The sequence below is a fragment of the Hymenobacter sp. genome, assembly GCF_036388155.1.
GTDB lineage: Bacteria > Bacteroidota > Bacteroidia > Cytophagales > Hymenobacteraceae > Hymenobacter.
Window position 1 is genome coordinate 64,816 of the sequence record NZ_DASVSI010000103.1, and the last position, 14,533, is coordinate 79,348.

Below are 14,533 nucleotides of genomic sequence, written 5' to 3' on the forward strand. Positions count from 1 at the left end.
AAATCCGTATTTCACGGTGGCATTTACGTAGGCTAAGCGTGAGCTCAACTCAAATTTTGGTGAAATGATTGGCCGCGATGCGGGCGCCTTCGTCGGTGCACAGGCCGCGGATGTAGTACAGGAAAATGCTGCGAAACACCTCGCTCATGTTGTAGCGCGCGGGCGGAAAAATCTGCGGGTTGAGCAGCAAGTTGAGCTGCTCCATCAACACCTTCGTCACCAGCTGAATGTTGATGTCGGACCGAAACAGCCGGTTGCGGATGCCGTCGTTGAGCAGCTGCTGCAGCTGCGGCGCCGAATAGCTGGCCAAGTGCTCCATCACGGCCGCCCAGGCCTCCGGGAAGTCGGTTTGCAGCTCGGCGTAGAACGGGCCCGGCACCTCGGCCAAGTCGCGCAGGCCCAGCTGCAGCAGGCCGTAGAGGCGTTCCACGGCCGTTGGGTACTGGGTGTACAGGGCGGTGTGCTCGCGCTTTTGGCGCTCCATGTCGGCCAGCATGGCGTGCTGCACCAGGGCGGCCCGGTCGGGGTACGCCGCCGTCAAGTCGGGCACGGTGGTACGCAGGGCCGAGGCCAGAAGCGCAGCGGGTGCATCCCGCAAGCCGTGTTGGTAAAAAACAGGCAAAGCGGCTTCCAGCGAAATCGCCGTAAGAGTAGAATTGGGCATAGGCAATAATGAGCAGGAAAGACCGTGCTAACGCGAATAGGCCCGCCCGGGTTGGGGGCACAAGGACTTCGTATGCAGCCAGCGCCTACTGCACGGCGCCCAGCAGGAAGAAAAACAGCAGCTGCGCGAGGTAAACGAGCGGCACCAAGGGGTTGAACTTGGGGAAGTTGGCGCGGTTGAACAGCATCTGCAAAATGCACGAGAAGATGAACCAGTCGCGGAAATTTTGCAGCGGAATCACGCCGGCCGACCAGTGCCAGAAGTCGTAGCGCCCGGCCACGGGCTCCATGCACATGTCGAGGCCCACCATGAGCAGCGCCGCCAAAATGGTGCGGGGCAATTCGGGAATCGGCAGGTAGCGGGCCAGGTTGCCGCACAGGTACGTCAGCACCAGCCAGTTGAGGCCAATGAGGGGCGGCACGCCCACCAGCGGCGGCATGTCGAGCAGCTTAAAGCCCAGCGTTTCGCCGTAGTAATAGTGGCCAAACACCTTGCCCGTGTTCACGCCCACCACTTCGGCCGCAAAGCCCAGCAGCGCCACCGAAAAGCAAAACACCCAGAAGCTGGCCCCTTTGCCGCGCTGAAACGCAAACAACAGCCCGGCCGTGAGCAGCAGCGTGAGCGGCGTGAAGCGGAGGTAAAATTCGGGATTGTCGGAAAAGGCCAGGCCCACAAATCCCGTGAAGTGGAACAGCAATACCAGGCCCTGGGCCACGCGCAGCCGACGCATGTTGGTCGGCGGATTCAAAGATTCAAAATACTCCATTCGGTGGAGCCGAGCAGTTAAAAGTTGAAAGTTGAGAGTGAAAATACTCCCTCGTTTTGCGCTTGCTTTTTAACTCTCAACTTTTAACTGTCAATGAGGGTAGAAACGATTTTGGCCGACAGCAGGCACAGCGGAATGCCGCCGCCGGGGTGCACCGAGCCCCCGCAAAAGTACAGCCCTTCGAGCCGCCCCGAAAAATTGGGGTGGCGCAGGAACGCCGCCAGCGCGTTGTTGGACGAGCTGCCGTAGAGCGCCCCGCCAAACGACGAGGTGTCGGCCGCGATGCCCGGCGGCGTCCACACCCGTTCGGCGGCAATCAGCGGTTCGATGTCGGTGCCCAGTGCTTGGTGCAGCTTACGGAGCACGGCCCGCCGGGTTTGCTGAGTGAGGGCGGCCCAGTCCTGGCCCTGGTCGTGGGGCACGTTCACCATCACAAACCAGTTTTCGTGGCCGGCTGGCGCATCGGTGGGCGTCTTTTTGGAGGTGATGTTCACGTACACCGTCACGTCGTCGGCCACGGTTTTGTCCTGGAAAATGGCTTGGAACTCGCGTTGGTAGTCGGCGGAGAAGAAGATGTTGTGCAGGTCCAGCTCGGGAAACTCGCGGGCGATGCCCCAGTAAAAAATCAGCGCCGACGACGACCGGGGCTGGCCGAGGGTGCGTTCGGGGGCGGGCTGGTTGGGCAGCAGGCGGCGGTAGGTGGGCACCACGTCCATGTTGCTCACCACCTGGCCGAAGTCGTACACGTCGAGCGCCGTGCGCACGCCCGTCACGCGGCTGTCGGCCACCACAATTTCCTCCACGGCCTCATTGTACCGAAACTTCACCCCGAACTCTTCCGCCATCCGCACCAGGCTTTGGGCAATGGCATAGATGCCGCCCTCGGGGTAGAAAGCCCCAATGCCGTGCTCCAGGTGCGGAATCATGCTCAGCGTGGCCGGCGCCTGGTAGGGGTCGGAGCCGTTGTACGTGGCGTACCGGTCGAACAACTGCACCAGGCGAGGGTCGGCAAAGGCCTTGGCGTGGCGCTCGTGCATGGTGCCCAGCAGGCCCAACTGAGGCAGCGCGGCCACCGCCTTCAGGGTATCGGGGCTGAGGTATGTGCGCGCCTTGTGCAGCGACTTATGCAGAAAAGTATCGGCCGTGGCGTCGTACGCCTTGCCGCTCCGCTGCAAAAAAGCCGTTACCTCGGCCGCGGGAGCGCCCAGCTTCGCTTCTATTTCGGCCGCGAACTTGTCCGCCTCGGCCCAGGCCGTGAGCCGGGTGCCATCGGCGAAAAAATACTGCGTAATGGGGTCCAGCCGCTCGTAACGAAAGTACTCGGCCGGCTCGCGGTGGGCCAGCCGGAAAATGTCATCCACCAGCTGTGGCAGCGTAAACAAGGACGGCCCCGCATCGAACCGGTAGCCGCCGGGCAAGCTGAATTGGTGCATCTTGCCCCCAAACGAACCGCTGGCCTCGAATACCGTAACGGCATGCCCCGTCACGGCCAGCCGCACCGCCGCCGCCAAGCCTGCAATGCCCGCGCCGATGATGGCGACGGGCTGTTTAGTGGCAGAAAATGATTTTTTGCGAAGCAAAGGCCTATTGTATTGGGCTGATAGTTTCTGTGGTAAAAGGAAAACTATGCTTGTAGTTTTTCAAGCAATCAACAATTGATTCCTTAACAAGGTTGGTGTTTGCCCATACGGAAAAGACTTTACCTATACCGACAGATGGGCATGGCTCTCGCCAACCCATCCAAGTAAATTGGATGCCTATTCCTTTGCGATGAGCCATTAGCAGCCAAGCATCCTGTGTTTCGTCGAGAGATACTTGATGTATTTCCCATGCCCGTCTAACAGAATCACTCCATTCATCCTGTTGCTTGGTAAATATGTCTTGCACCACGTCATCAAGGTCCGCTTCAAAAGCAAGAATTCTGGGAAGTCGATAGCGGTAAAAATTGTCCAACGCTGCGAGCCACGCGGGTAAGTAGCAGGGCTCTCGCGGGTCACCAATCAGCTTGTTGCCGAGCCGCCAATAGCAATAGTCGTTAAGCTCCTGCGAAATAGATTGTTTGTTGTTGCTACAAGAAATAGAAAAGCTATTTGGGTCGCCAAATATTACGTCCGCTTCCATCTTACTCCACGGCCAACACCAACCCTTTCAAATACGCACCTTCGGGGTGGAACAGGCTCACCGGGTGGTCGGCGGGTTGGGTGAGGCGGTGCAGAATGCGCGCCGGCCGGCCCGCTTCGATGGCTGCGGCAAGCACCGCTCCTTCAAACAGTTCGGGACTAACTACCTGCGAGCAGCTGAACGTGAACAGCAGGCCCCCGGGCGCCAAATGGGCAATGCCAGCGGCGTTGAGGCGCTTGTAGCCCATCAGGGCCGCGTGGCGGGCGCCCATGTGCTTGGCAAAAGCCGGCGGGTCCAGCACCAGCAAGTCGTACTGGGCCGAGTGATTCTTGAGGAAGCCCAGCACGTCGTCGGGGTAGGCGGCGTGGCGGTCGGCGTGCTGCGACAGCTCGGCGTTGCGCTCGGTGAGGGCAATGGCCTTTTTGCTGGAGTCAACGGAGTGCACTAGTTCGGCGCCGGCTTCCAGCGCGTACACCGAAAAGCCACCCGTGTAGCAGAAGGTGTTGAGCACCTTGCGCCCCGGCGAGTAGCGGGCCAGCAGGGCGCGGTTGTCGCGCTGGTCGATGAAGAAGCCGGTTTTCTGACCCGTTTCCCAATCCACGGCAAACTGGTGGCCGTTTTCCTGCACGATGTGCTCGGCGCCGTTGCTCTCCCCAAACAAGTAGCCATTTTGCGCGTCGGGCACGGCATTGCCGGGCACCGTCTCCGAGCTCTTGTCGTAAATGGCCCGCAGCTTGTCGCCAAATACTACTTGCAGGGCGGCGGCGATTTCGGGGCGGGCGCGGTACATGCCCACGCTGTGGGCCTGCACCACGGCCACGTCGCCGTACACGTCAATGATGAGGCCGGGCAGGCCGTCGCCTTCGGCGTGTACCAGGCGGAAAACGTTGGTATCGGCGGTACCAGTCAGGGCCAGGCGCTGGCGCAACTGATAGGCTTCGCGCAGCTTTTTCTCCCAGAAGTCCGGCGTAGGCAGGGCAGCTTGTGGGCCGAAGTCCAGCATGCGCACAGCAATGGAGCCCCCGCCCGAGAGATGGCCCACCCCCAGCAATTCACCGTCGATGGCTTCTACGCGCACGGGGTCGCCCTCGTGGGTGTCGCCCTTCACGCGGGCAATGGCGCCCGAGAAAACCCATGGGTGGCGGCGGCGCAGAGAATGGTCTTTTCCGTTTTTGAGGACGATGGTGGCAGGGTTCAGCATAGGCCACAAAGGTACGGCCTCGCTAGTGCGAACTTTGCGCCACCCCTCAATTGCCTATTGCATCCCATGACACCCGCCTTCACCATCCTCGACTACGAGCCGGCCCACCAGCCCGCTTTTCGCGCCCTCAACCACGAGTGGATTTCGCATTATTTCACCATTGAGGCCATCGACAACCTCATGCTCGACGACCCGGAAGGGTACATTCTGGCGCCCGGCGGCCACATCTTTATGGCGAGTAGGGGCGACGAATTTGTGGGCACCTGCGCCCTCATCAAGGAGCACGACGGCGTGTATGAGCTGGCGAAAATGGCGGTTTCGCCGCGGGCCCAGGGCTTGGGCATTGGCCGGGCACTGGGGCAGGCCGCGCTGGGAAAGGCCCGGGCCCTGGGGGCAAAGCGGGTGGAACTGCTGTCTAACTCACGGCTCACTCCGGCCTTGGCGCTCTACGAAAAACTGGGTTTCCGGCACGTGCCGGTGCCGCCCACGCCCTACCAGCGCACCGACGTGAAAATGGTGCTCGACTTATAAGGTCTGCTTTGCGAACCAGCGCCGGTAAATGGGCTTGCGCCAGGCAAACTGCGCCCACATGGCCGGGTAAAGCAGGGCGTCGAGCAGGGGCGAAGCGGTGCGGTACTCCAGGTTGTCCACAATTACGCTGCCGCCGTTTGGGCCGGGCTCGATGAGGTGCCGGTGCCGCCAGAAGCGCAGCGGCGGGGGCAGCACTTGCCCTTCGTCCACGAAAAAATGCGTGCCGTTGGGCTGCTGGCCGTGGTCGGTAATGAGGGACGTCCACGGCAGGCGCTTCACCAGCGTATTCAGCTCAATTTCCACCCGGTCGCCGGTCTGGCAGCCGTCAAACCGCAGCACGCGCAGCTTGGGAAACGGGGGCGCCAGCGCTTCAAACAAAGCCCGCGTGAAGCCAGCCATTACCTGAGCCGGGGCCGCGGCCACGGCAGTACGAAGGAGAAGATGCATAGGTAGCAGCAACAACGCGCCCGCCCAGGCTTTGTTTGCAGCGCGGGCGTGCGCCCCGGCTACTGCATGCCCGTCACCCGGAATTCGACCCGGCGATTGAGCTTGCGGGTGACCTCCTGGGCGTTGCTGGCAATGGGTTCGGCCCCGCCCAGCCCGATGCCGCTGATGCGCGTTTCGGCCACGCCCCGGCCCACCAGGTACGCTTTCACGGCGGCCACTCGCTGCTGGCTGAGCACCACGTTTTTCTCGGCCTCGCCCACATTATCGGTGTGGCCGCGCAGCTCGATGGCAATGCGCGGATTGTCCGTCATCAGGCCGGCCAGCTTGTCGAGGGCGGCAAAAGAGGAAGGCAGCAGCACCGCCTGGCCCTGCTCGAACTGCACGTTGGCGAGCTGCACGGTGGCGCCCACCGCCAGCGGCCGCAGCAGGATGTCGCGCACGCTCAGGCCGGGCCCCACCGTCCAGCTGCTGTCGGCGTCGAGGTAGCCCGGCAGCTGGGCGCGGTAGCGGTAGGTGAGGCCGGGCGCCCCGCCGTAGGCAAACTTCGCTTCTGAAGAAAGGGGCACCACGGCGCGGGCGCTGTCCTTGCCAATGCGCAGCTCGGCTCCGGAAAGCGGCTGCAAGGTGGTGGCGTTGAGCACCCGGCCCCGCCACACGGCGGCCGTGGGCACGGGCGGCGCAATCGTGGTGCGTGGCACCACCCGGAACAGGTTGCAGCCCGCCAAGTCGGTGTAAGTGCCTTTGCGCACGCGGCTGGCTTTGCGGCGGGCCAAGTCGACTTTGTAAAGGGCCTTGGGCCCGGCCAGGTACATGCGGCGCCGGCCGTTTTCGTCGTTTTGCATGAGCAGGTCGCTGTAGCCGCCGCGTTCGGGCAGGCCGGTCAGGGCCATCAGCTCGGGGTTGGGCTGCTTCTTTTTGATGTCCACTTTCACCAGCGAGCCATCCGTGCTGTACACCATGTACATGGTGCTGGCATCGTCCAGGCAAAAGTTGCCGTGGGTGCCGGCCCCGTCGAAAGCAATGCTGGAGAAGTACTTGGCCTTGCGCGTCGGGTCGATGCTCCAGACCACCGCCACGACGCCGTCGCGCGGGTTCACGCGCACCAGCTGGTTGGCGTCGGAAGTCAGAAAATACAAGCTGCCCTGCTCGTCGGTCGCGGCCGAAATCCAGGTGGTGTTCACGCCCTGGGCCGGAAGCTGCCACGCGGTATAGCTGCCCTGCCGGGTGGCCGGGTCGTAGCGATACACCAACTCGGGCTTGTTGGTGGGCGCTTTGGTCACCGAATACAAGCAGTTGTCGAAGCCTTTGGCCAGGGCATACGACTGAAACGGCAGCACGCGCCGGTGCATGCGGGGCGTGGCCGTTATGTCGGAGCTCGAAAACTCGTGGATGGTCTGGCAGTCGTCTTCCCACTGGCCGTTGTAGTAACGGGTGGCCGCAATGCCATACATCTTGTTGTCGCACACCTGGTCGGCGTAGCGGCGGCTCGCAATGGCCTTGTCGGTGAAAGCAAAGGAGTTGACCAACTCCTCGCCCTCTGCCAGAAAAAGGCCGCTCTGCCGGGCATCGGCCCGGTACTCGATGCGGAATTCATAGCCAGCGCGCCACAGCAGGCGGCCCACCACGTGCGTTTGCGCCGCCTGCGCCGCCGTGGGCGCATAGGTGAAATCGTAACTGATTTCCTCAACGCTACCCAAGTCACGCTGCGCCAGCCGGAGCACCTGCGCCCGCGGCAGCCGCTGAATGCTCCGCCAAACGGAGTCCTGGCTGAGTTTTCGGTCTTTCTCAGCGTCGGGCAGTGGGCGCGAAGTCACCGTTACCGTGGCCGGCACGGGTTGCCCCGTGGCCGGCGCGTAGAAAGCTACGTCCGCGTTGCCGGCTCCCCGGCGCATCTGCCACGTGCGCGGGTATGCCAACTGGTAGCGGCCCTGGGCGTCGGTGTACGTGGCAGTGGGCTCAGCTTTTTCCGGCTGCGCGCATAGGTACAGAGGAAACATAAGCAGCACCAGTGCCCAAAAGGCATTCATACGCAGCAGCTCGGTCGTCAACAACACGGAAAAAAGGAAGTCGAATTCCCGTTTCCTGTAAAGTAAGGCCTTTTTCGTGAGATGGAACCAGTTTATTGGCCAAACTTTCCGTGCCAATGCAGTTGCCAGGAGCGCCGCTCAGCCCTACCAAAAAAATGCTCGGGTCGGTCTAAACAACCTTGCTATTTCCAGTCGGGCCAAAAGCCGTTGGAGAAGAGCCTGGCGCGATTGCGGCCGTCGAGGTCCATGGTCCATATTTCGGGCGCGCTGAGGTCATCATTCACCCGATTAACAAAAATGATGCGGAACCCATCAGGCGAAACTCGCCCTTGGATATCATTGGTTCCGATAATTTTGCCCGCTGTTCCCGTTGCGCCCGCCGTCGCATCCACGGTGGAAGTTCCGTCGATTCGCTGAATGAAAAGGTGCGCGTCAAGCTGCCGTCCGCCCGGGTCGTTGAATCCCGCCACGTCGCGCGAGTACAGCACTGAAAGGCCGTTGATGCTAAAGCTGGGCGAATCGACGCGGCCCGGTAAATTGCCCACAAACTGGACGGGATTGGTGCCATCCACGCTGTAGAGGTACAATTCGGCGTCGTAGGGGTTCGGCCCTACGGTTTGCACCACCAGACGCCCGCCGTTTTGCACAGTCCAGTCACACTCGCGGAAGTGACGGCCCGCGGGCGCAGTGGCCAGCAGCACAAGGCCCGTGCCGTCGCGGTTGATGCGGTAAAGCTGGTCGTAATGAGAATAAAGGAGGTGGGCGCCATCCGGCGACCAGCGGTAGCCAATGCCCGCGTTGTTATAGCTCTCGGCCGATAGGCTGGTGATTTGACGCTGGTTCGAACCATCCCGGTTCATGGTGTAAAGCTGAAACTGGCCACTGGCATTCGAAGAATAAGCCACGAGGTCCCGGTTCGGGCTAAGTTGTGGAGCTGTTTCGACGGCCATAGAAGAGGTGAGTCGTAACAAACCACCGCCCATATTGTCCGACGAATAGATATCGGTATTGCCGGCCACGGTGCGGGCGTACAGGAAGCGGTTGTCGGGCAGCGCGCGGGTCTGAAAGCTCCACGTATCTGTTCGGGCGGTGGCGCCGGCCGGATTACGCACCGTTACCTGCCAGAAATAGGTGGTGTTGTATTTTAGTCCACTCGCCACTACGGACGTGTCGCGTGAATTGGTGAGCAGCTTGCGCTGCAGAGTCGAGTTACTCTCGTAAAGCACCGCATCGTACCGCAACGAGTCGCTTGGCCTAGCATTTACGGGCCGCCAGCTCAGCGTTACGTCGGTGGGCTGGCCCGTAGCTTGGGTGGCGGGGGAGGGACGGTTGGGGGCAGTTAGGGCGGCCGTTGTTGATTTGGTAAGCACGACCGAAACGTCCGCTGTTTGCCCTTCGGTGATGGTCACGTTGCTTACCACCTGCTGATAATCGGTTTTGCTTACTGTGATTGCAAAGCGCCCGGTTGGTACTTCCACGATTTTAAACTTGCCTTGCGCATCCGTGAGGTAGGAACTGGTGGCCGGGTTCGTGGTCACCGTGGCGTTGGCCAGGGGCTGGTTGTTGCGTCCGTCCAGTACCGTGCCCGTTACGGCTCCAAAGTAAACCGGCTCTACTAGGTCTTCTTTGCAGGCACTCAAGACGCCAAAGCTGCAGAAAATGAGGAAACAAGCAGCAAGCCGAAAGCGCTTAGCAATCAGTATAAAAGGCATATAGTAAATAGAAGTGCCTACCGTTTAGCGAGTGGGATTTTGAACGGCCGAATCTTGTGCTAAGATATGGCCTTCCATATCAAGTACCCGCAAATGAATCCGGTAAGTGTCTTGCGGGCCCGCATTTATTTGGGTTTGGGACAGCGAGACCTCCTGCTGCGGGTCAACGCTTACTTCTCCGCGTTGCATGTTTTGCGAACGGCCGCCCGCGCTTTCGCGCCACATGGCTAATTCGTAGTGATACCGAGCCGCGGTGGGCTGCAAGTTGCGGCAGCGCCCCGTCACGCTGAGCATGTCGCCGCGTTGCTGCAATTCCAGGCGCGCCTGGCACGCGGGCGCAACGGCTAGGCCTTGCCACAAAGCAATCAGGATAGAAAACAGCGTCATAGCGGAAAAATGAATACGTGCTAGTGGAGGTGAAGCAGGCAGTGCAACGCGAGCCGACGGGTTTGCTAGCCACAAGGATTCCGGTGCGCCCGTTGCGCGCTAGGCAACGGGCGCACGGAAGCCCTCTGCCGTAAGCTACCGGACTTTGCCTTGCTCGATAATGATGTTGATGCCTGCCCCGCGCATCTCAACGTTGTATCCTTGGGGGGATTGAATAGTAGATTCTTTCTGCGTCAGGGTGTTGCCGAAGCCAAACTGGGTGATGTTGTACGTGCGGTCACTCAACTGAATGTCGCTCTTCACCTTGTTGTTGGCTCCGTCCTGCTGAATGTTCAGGTCGTTGTTGTTGCCCCTCACATTTCCTTGGGCTTGGTTGTTATAGCCCCTTTGGAGCAGTTCCGTGGAGTTACCCTGCCCATTTTGCAGCAGTTCGGCGTTGTTCTGCACCCCTTGTTGGGTCATGGAGGCATTGTTGCCGCTGCCATTTTGTGTCAGGCCTAATAGGTTGAGCGAACCCACTTGAGCAATGTAGGCCTGATTTGCACTGCCAACGTTCGACAAGCTCCGTTGGTCGACGGTGGCGCTGTTGCTGATTCCGGTTTGGAACAGCGTGGATGTATTGCGAATGTCGCCCATTGGCAGTGGCGACAATGTTGCCGAAAGCCGCTCCGCGCCAATGTCCTCAACGAGCCGCTGCTCGGCGGTGGACGCCTCACTGGGAATGGGCTGCTGCGCCCGCACTGAATGGGCGGCCAGCGCGAAAAAACCGCAAAGGGCTACTAGGGTAAACGGTTTCATTGGCGTATAAAGTTGGGCCGACTTCGGCAGGAATATAAGAACCCACTAGGCCAGGCTTCGAATTTCCGTGAAGAAAGTCAAAGCCTGGCCTGTGGTTCAAGATTGCTCAGCGGCTGAGCTAAGCTGTGTAGCCGCTTAGCGCTGGTTTACAATAGCGGTGTTGCGGCTACCGCTCTGGTCGCTGTAAGCAGCCGAGGGCGACGAAGCCGATTGCGTGATAGTGGAATTGTTTACATTGCCCGACTGCAGTTGCTGAGCAAAGTTGTTGTCGGTGCTTTGAAAGATGTCGGCGCTGTTGGTGTTGCCGGTCTGGAGCTGCTCGGCGTAGTTGCCGTCAGCTCCGTCCGTCTGACGAATGCGGGCAATATTATTATTCGTTTCTTGGAGTTGGATGGCGGTGTTGTCACTGCCATTGCCTTGGTCAATGCTTGCCTGGTTTTGGGCACCGCTCTGGGTTTGCGTAGCGTCGCTGTTGGTGCCACGCTGCGTTATCTCGGCCGTCATGCCATCGCCGCTTTGCGTCTGGCTAGCCCGGTTAGCGGCCGCACCAGTCTGTTGCGTGATGCGGGCACTGTGGTTGCCCCTACCGCTTTGCTCTTGGGTGGCCAAGTTAAAGCGAGTATCACCTTCTTGGGTGATTGTACCAATGTTAGCGCTGCCGTTTGTTTGGGTCTGGCGCGTTTCATTTTCATTGCCGTTCTGATTAGAGGTCAGGTAGTTGCGGCTGCCAGGGCCGCTGCTGAATCCGTCATTGTTCAGGGTCTGCGTCTGAAAAGCGTTGTTTCGACTGCCGGTTTGCGTGAGACGAGCGGAACTGCCGCCATCTCTAGGTGCTGCGCTCGTCCGATTATCCGTTTGGGTCACGTTGCCATAATTGAAGTTACCGCTCTGTTCGATGTAGGAGTCCTGACCGTAAGCTTCGAAGCTGGGAGCATAGGTAGTTGATGGGGTACCGACTGGCGAAGGAGTATTAGGGCCAAGCGGAGTACGAGGAGCTTCAGCGGTGCGGGTAGCAGGGGCAGCGTGGTTGGTGGGATTTTGGGCTTGTGCCTTGGTAAGACCAACAATGAGCAGGGCCGAGGCGAGGAAAGTAAGCTTTTTCATGTAGGAAATGTTGGTTGTTGAAGTGAAAAAAGAGAAGAATTATTTGGATTCCTTAAGGAACATGACAAATGTATTCTCCTAAAAAACATAAAAGCAAATTTCACTTCAAATAATAATTTAGATGAATATTAAAATTATACTAATTATATATAATCCGTTGGATTTATACCGGAATGCCTAATTTGCTCACACAAATATTAGCTTGAAAGACAATAAATTAGCAGGAATTAAAAAATTACGCTATTTTTTATAAAAATCCGAACTTCTTTCTTTCCCGAGGTAAAATATTACTCCCGCTCGCCCTCCCCAATTATAATCGTTATATCTGCCTAAGCTCACACCATCTATTTGGTCTCCAAAATAGTAGCGGTTGTCAATGCCAACCGCAAACCCTAAACGAGGCGTGACCAGAAATTCACCGCCCAGCCCTAGCACAGCGTGAGGCACCGTCCTGGGCCCGGCGTCGGAGGTTCGATTAAGGGGCACGGTTACGCCGCCGCCTGCCAGCAAGTAGGGCGTAAACCGGTCGTGGGGAAATAAGGAAGCTTGCAACCCCAATTCGCCGTACGTGTACTCGCGGTTAAAATATCGTCCTCTGGGGCCCGCTGCCAAAGCGCCGTATCCTGCGTTTAAGAAAGTGCCCACGTGGCCGTCACCAAGGCGATGGCGCACTGTTAGCTCGCCACTGGAGCGGTACTGAGGCAACGCGTAGTCGCCTTGGTAGAGTTGGGCGCCGCCCAGAACCCCCACGCCCAGCGCACGCTGCCGGTAGCTGGTTTTGCGTCCCAGCACGTCAATGGCTAAATTCTCCTGCTTTTCCCGCAAGTACGCCTGCATGCTCGGGCTGTGTTGAGCTGAAGTGTCGGCCGGAGCCCAAATGCGCTGCTGAATGCCCTCGTAAATCAGGGCTTGTACCGACTTCTCGATGGCGTCTTTCACGGCCATTTCGCTCGGCTCGTTGTACGTAAAACCAGTCTCGGTTTCCAGCAAGCGCTTAAACTTAACAAATTGAAACAGGCTGGCGTCAACTTGCTGCGAGAGAATGGTTTTGGACGTATAGACCGTTTTAAGAATTTTGCCCGTGCTGGTGCTGATGGCACGCAGATACACCGTAACCCTGTCTTGACGGTATTGGCCCGAGGCCCCGGCGCCAAAGTAGCGCAGGCCGGCGCCCCCCGTCAGAATGTTGGAATCGTAGGAGATGATGCCTCCCTCCAAGATAATGCCGGCAAAAAGCAACGGGGGAAGCAAAGGCTGAGCCTGCCCCGTTTGTTCGGTGTATTCTGCGCGCGTCGAACGAATAATCTTACGCTCATTAAGCAGGTTGCCCAGGTTTTCCCGCTCAATGGGGTCAAACCACTTGGATTCTTCCAAGGCCCGGAGCAACACGCTGGTTGCGCCTTGGGTGACGGCCGTGGAAAAACTAGACCCGTTGACTTGAGGCTTGTACTGCCCGGTTTGGTCCCGAAATTTGTACACGGCCACTACCACGCGCTGCCGCGCCGCGGGCAGCGTGCGCCACACTTCGTTGGCGCTAATTTCTGCGCCGAGCCGAGCTGGCTCGGGATTCATAAAAGTTTGGTGAAAGTAAGAAGCACAACCACCAAGTCCCGCAGTTAGCAGGACCGCGGCAGCAACCACTAAAGGGCGCAAAAACATGTAATGGGGAAAAGGAATAAACGCTAGGGAGAATAAACGGTTAACTAATCAAGCCAATGCTCTAGTTAGGGAGTGTTGGGGATAGTAATGGTGGTTTGATTGCCAGTCGAAGAATCGGTGACTTGTACCGAGACGCCGTTCGGGCCAGGCGTTACCTGAATTTGATATGTTCCCACGGTATAATTCCCGGCTTTGATGGCACCTTCTCCAAATTGAGAGGCGATAAGCCGGTTGCTGAGTTGGGTCAGCACTTGCTGGTTGAGGTTGGTTGCAAAGTTGTTCAACGGGTCTTGGGTCGCGACGTTATTAGCAACGGCAGGGTCAACCAGAGTGGTTTGTGCCTGCGCGGAACTCAGAAGCCACGCGTAGTTGAAGGGGTTGCCGCCGCCAAAGGCCGGGTTTTTGGGCTCGTACACAAAGTCTTGAGCGCCCGCATGCTTTCCATGCACTAGCAGTAGCAAAAGGACTGCAGAAGTAAGAAGTTTTTGCATATAATACTTGGACCTGAATGATACGGAATCAGTAAGCTTCAATTGCTTGCTTGTTGCCGCGCTCTAGTTGACGACTTACGTTTTGCTCTTCCTGTAGAAAGTTTTTAACTATGTCAATGGCTTGAAGCGCCCCCTCTTCAATTAGGTCGTATTTGGACTGAAGCGGAAATTCCAGCAAATCGGTCTCGTTTACGGTGAGTGCGACAATGGCATTATTGCCGCGAGCAGGCCGCTCGTTGACAGTAATGGTGAAGTCATCGTATCCCGACGGTGGCTCCCAATGACTAAAAAACTGGTCATAGAAGTCGTGGCCTATTTTCGTAATGGTTTGGTCCACAATCAAACCGCTCGACTCCGGCCCAAGCCTTGCCCGTTGGCGTAACGACTGGACAGAGTCGGCCCGCAAAAGCATGCGCAACGCCTCTTCCATTTTTTGCGGAGCCAAAGGCGCCGCTTGGGGAGCCAAAGGTGCTGCCGACTTTTCGCGCAATGGCCGCCCCACGGTTTGTGCCCACGTGAGGGTGCAAGGCAACCCGACCAATGCTGCCACCAACAACCACCGCAAAAAGATGCTAGCTAGCTTAATGCTAACAGACTGGGCAGGAGACATGGCTATGGCAAGGAG

15 protein-coding genes are annotated in these 14,533 nt (G+C 58.7%); 1 reads left to right on the top strand and 14 read right to left on the bottom strand.

The genetic code is table 11. The features are described 5' to 3' along the window. Positions 1-49: 49 nt before the first annotated feature. The 5 genes from VF629_RS14360 to VF629_RS14380 all read right to left on the bottom strand — a co-directional run bounded on the left by VF629_RS14360 (position 50) and on the right by VF629_RS14380 (position 4,749). Positions 50-664 (bottom strand): hypothetical protein, encoded by a 615-nt coding sequence (locus tag VF629_RS14360; protein ID WP_331059182.1) that lies wholly within the window; start codon positions 662-664, stop codon positions 50-52. An 85-nt stretch (positions 665-749) separates the two neighbouring features. After that, entirely contained in the window at positions 750-1,412 is a 663-nt protein-coding gene (locus VF629_RS14365) for a carotenoid biosynthesis protein (protein WP_331059183.1), read from the bottom strand. 101 nt (positions 1,413-1,513) lie between these two features. Beyond that, positions 1,514-3,010 (bottom strand): 1-hydroxycarotenoid 3,4-desaturase CrtD, encoded by a 1,497-nt coding sequence (gene crtD / locus VF629_RS14370; RefSeq protein WP_331059184.1) that lies wholly within the window; start codon positions 3,008-3,010, stop codon positions 1,514-1,516. 4 nt (positions 3,011-3,014) lie between these two features. Beyond that, positions 3,015-3,551: a hypothetical protein gene (locus VF629_RS14375; protein WP_331059185.1), complete on the bottom strand. Its 537-nt coding sequence runs from the start codon at positions 3,549-3,551 to the stop codon at positions 3,015-3,017. A 1-nt stretch (position 3,552) separates the two neighbouring features. Then, on the bottom strand, positions 3,553-4,749 hold the full coding sequence (locus VF629_RS14380; protein WP_414653883.1) for a class I SAM-dependent rRNA methyltransferase: 1,197 nt from the start codon (positions 4,747-4,749) through the stop codon (positions 3,553-3,555). Positions 4,750-4,818: 69 nt separating this feature from the next. Between VF629_RS14380 and VF629_RS14385 the strand changes: the two genes are divergently transcribed. Further along, the gene (locus VF629_RS14385) at positions 4,819-5,283 is read left to right on the top strand and encodes a GNAT family N-acetyltransferase (RefSeq protein WP_331059187.1); all 465 of its coding nucleotides are present in this window, start codon (positions 4,819-4,821) and stop codon (positions 5,281-5,283) included. Here the strand turns inward: VF629_RS14385 and VF629_RS14390 are convergent. The 9 genes from VF629_RS14390 to VF629_RS14430 form a co-directional block, all read right to left on the bottom strand. Next, on the bottom strand, positions 5,278-5,730 hold the full coding sequence (locus VF629_RS14390; RefSeq protein ID WP_331059188.1) for a hypothetical protein: 453 nt from the start codon (positions 5,728-5,730) through the stop codon (positions 5,278-5,280). The genes VF629_RS14385 and VF629_RS14390 overlap by 6 nt on opposite strands. A 59-nt stretch (positions 5,731-5,789) precedes the next feature. After that, positions 5,790-7,727, bottom strand: coding sequence for an OmpA family protein (locus tag VF629_RS14395; RefSeq protein ID WP_331059189.1), 1,938 nt, complete (start codon positions 7,725-7,727; stop codon positions 5,790-5,792). Positions 7,728-7,939: 212 nt separating this feature from the next. After that, on the bottom strand, positions 7,940-9,397 hold the full coding sequence (locus VF629_RS14400) for a carboxypeptidase regulatory-like domain-containing protein (protein WP_331059190.1): 1,458 nt from the start codon (positions 9,395-9,397) through the stop codon (positions 7,940-7,942). Positions 9,398-9,493: 96 nt separating this feature from the next. After that, positions 9,494-9,856, bottom strand: coding sequence for a curli-like amyloid fiber formation chaperone CsgH (gene csgH / locus VF629_RS14405; protein ID WP_331059191.1), 363 nt, complete (start codon positions 9,854-9,856; stop codon positions 9,494-9,496). Between the two features lie 135 nt (positions 9,857-9,991). After that, entirely contained in the window at positions 9,992-10,654 is a 663-nt protein-coding gene (locus VF629_RS14410; protein ID WP_331059192.1) for a hypothetical protein, read from the bottom strand. A 135-nt stretch (positions 10,655-10,789) separates the two neighbouring features. Beyond that, entirely contained in the window at positions 10,790-11,758 is a 969-nt protein-coding gene (locus VF629_RS14415; RefSeq protein WP_331059193.1) for a hypothetical protein, read from the bottom strand. A gap of 240 nt (positions 11,759-11,998) precedes the next feature. Further along, the gene (locus VF629_RS14420; RefSeq protein ID WP_331059194.1) at positions 11,999-13,330 is read right to left on the bottom strand and encodes a CsgG/HfaB family protein; all 1,332 of its coding nucleotides are present in this window, start codon (positions 13,328-13,330) and stop codon (positions 11,999-12,001) included. A gap of 152 nt (positions 13,331-13,482) precedes the next feature. Beyond that, positions 13,483-13,908, bottom strand: coding sequence for a curli production assembly/transport component CsgF (locus tag VF629_RS14425; protein ID WP_331059195.1), 426 nt, complete (start codon positions 13,906-13,908; stop codon positions 13,483-13,485). Positions 13,909-13,936: 28 nt separating this feature from the next. Continuing rightward, positions 13,937-14,518, bottom strand: a complete 582-nt coding sequence (locus VF629_RS14430) for a CsgE family curli-type amyloid fiber assembly protein (RefSeq protein ID WP_331059196.1) — start codon at positions 14,516-14,518, stop codon at positions 13,937-13,939. Positions 14,519-14,533: the final 15 nt, after the last annotated feature.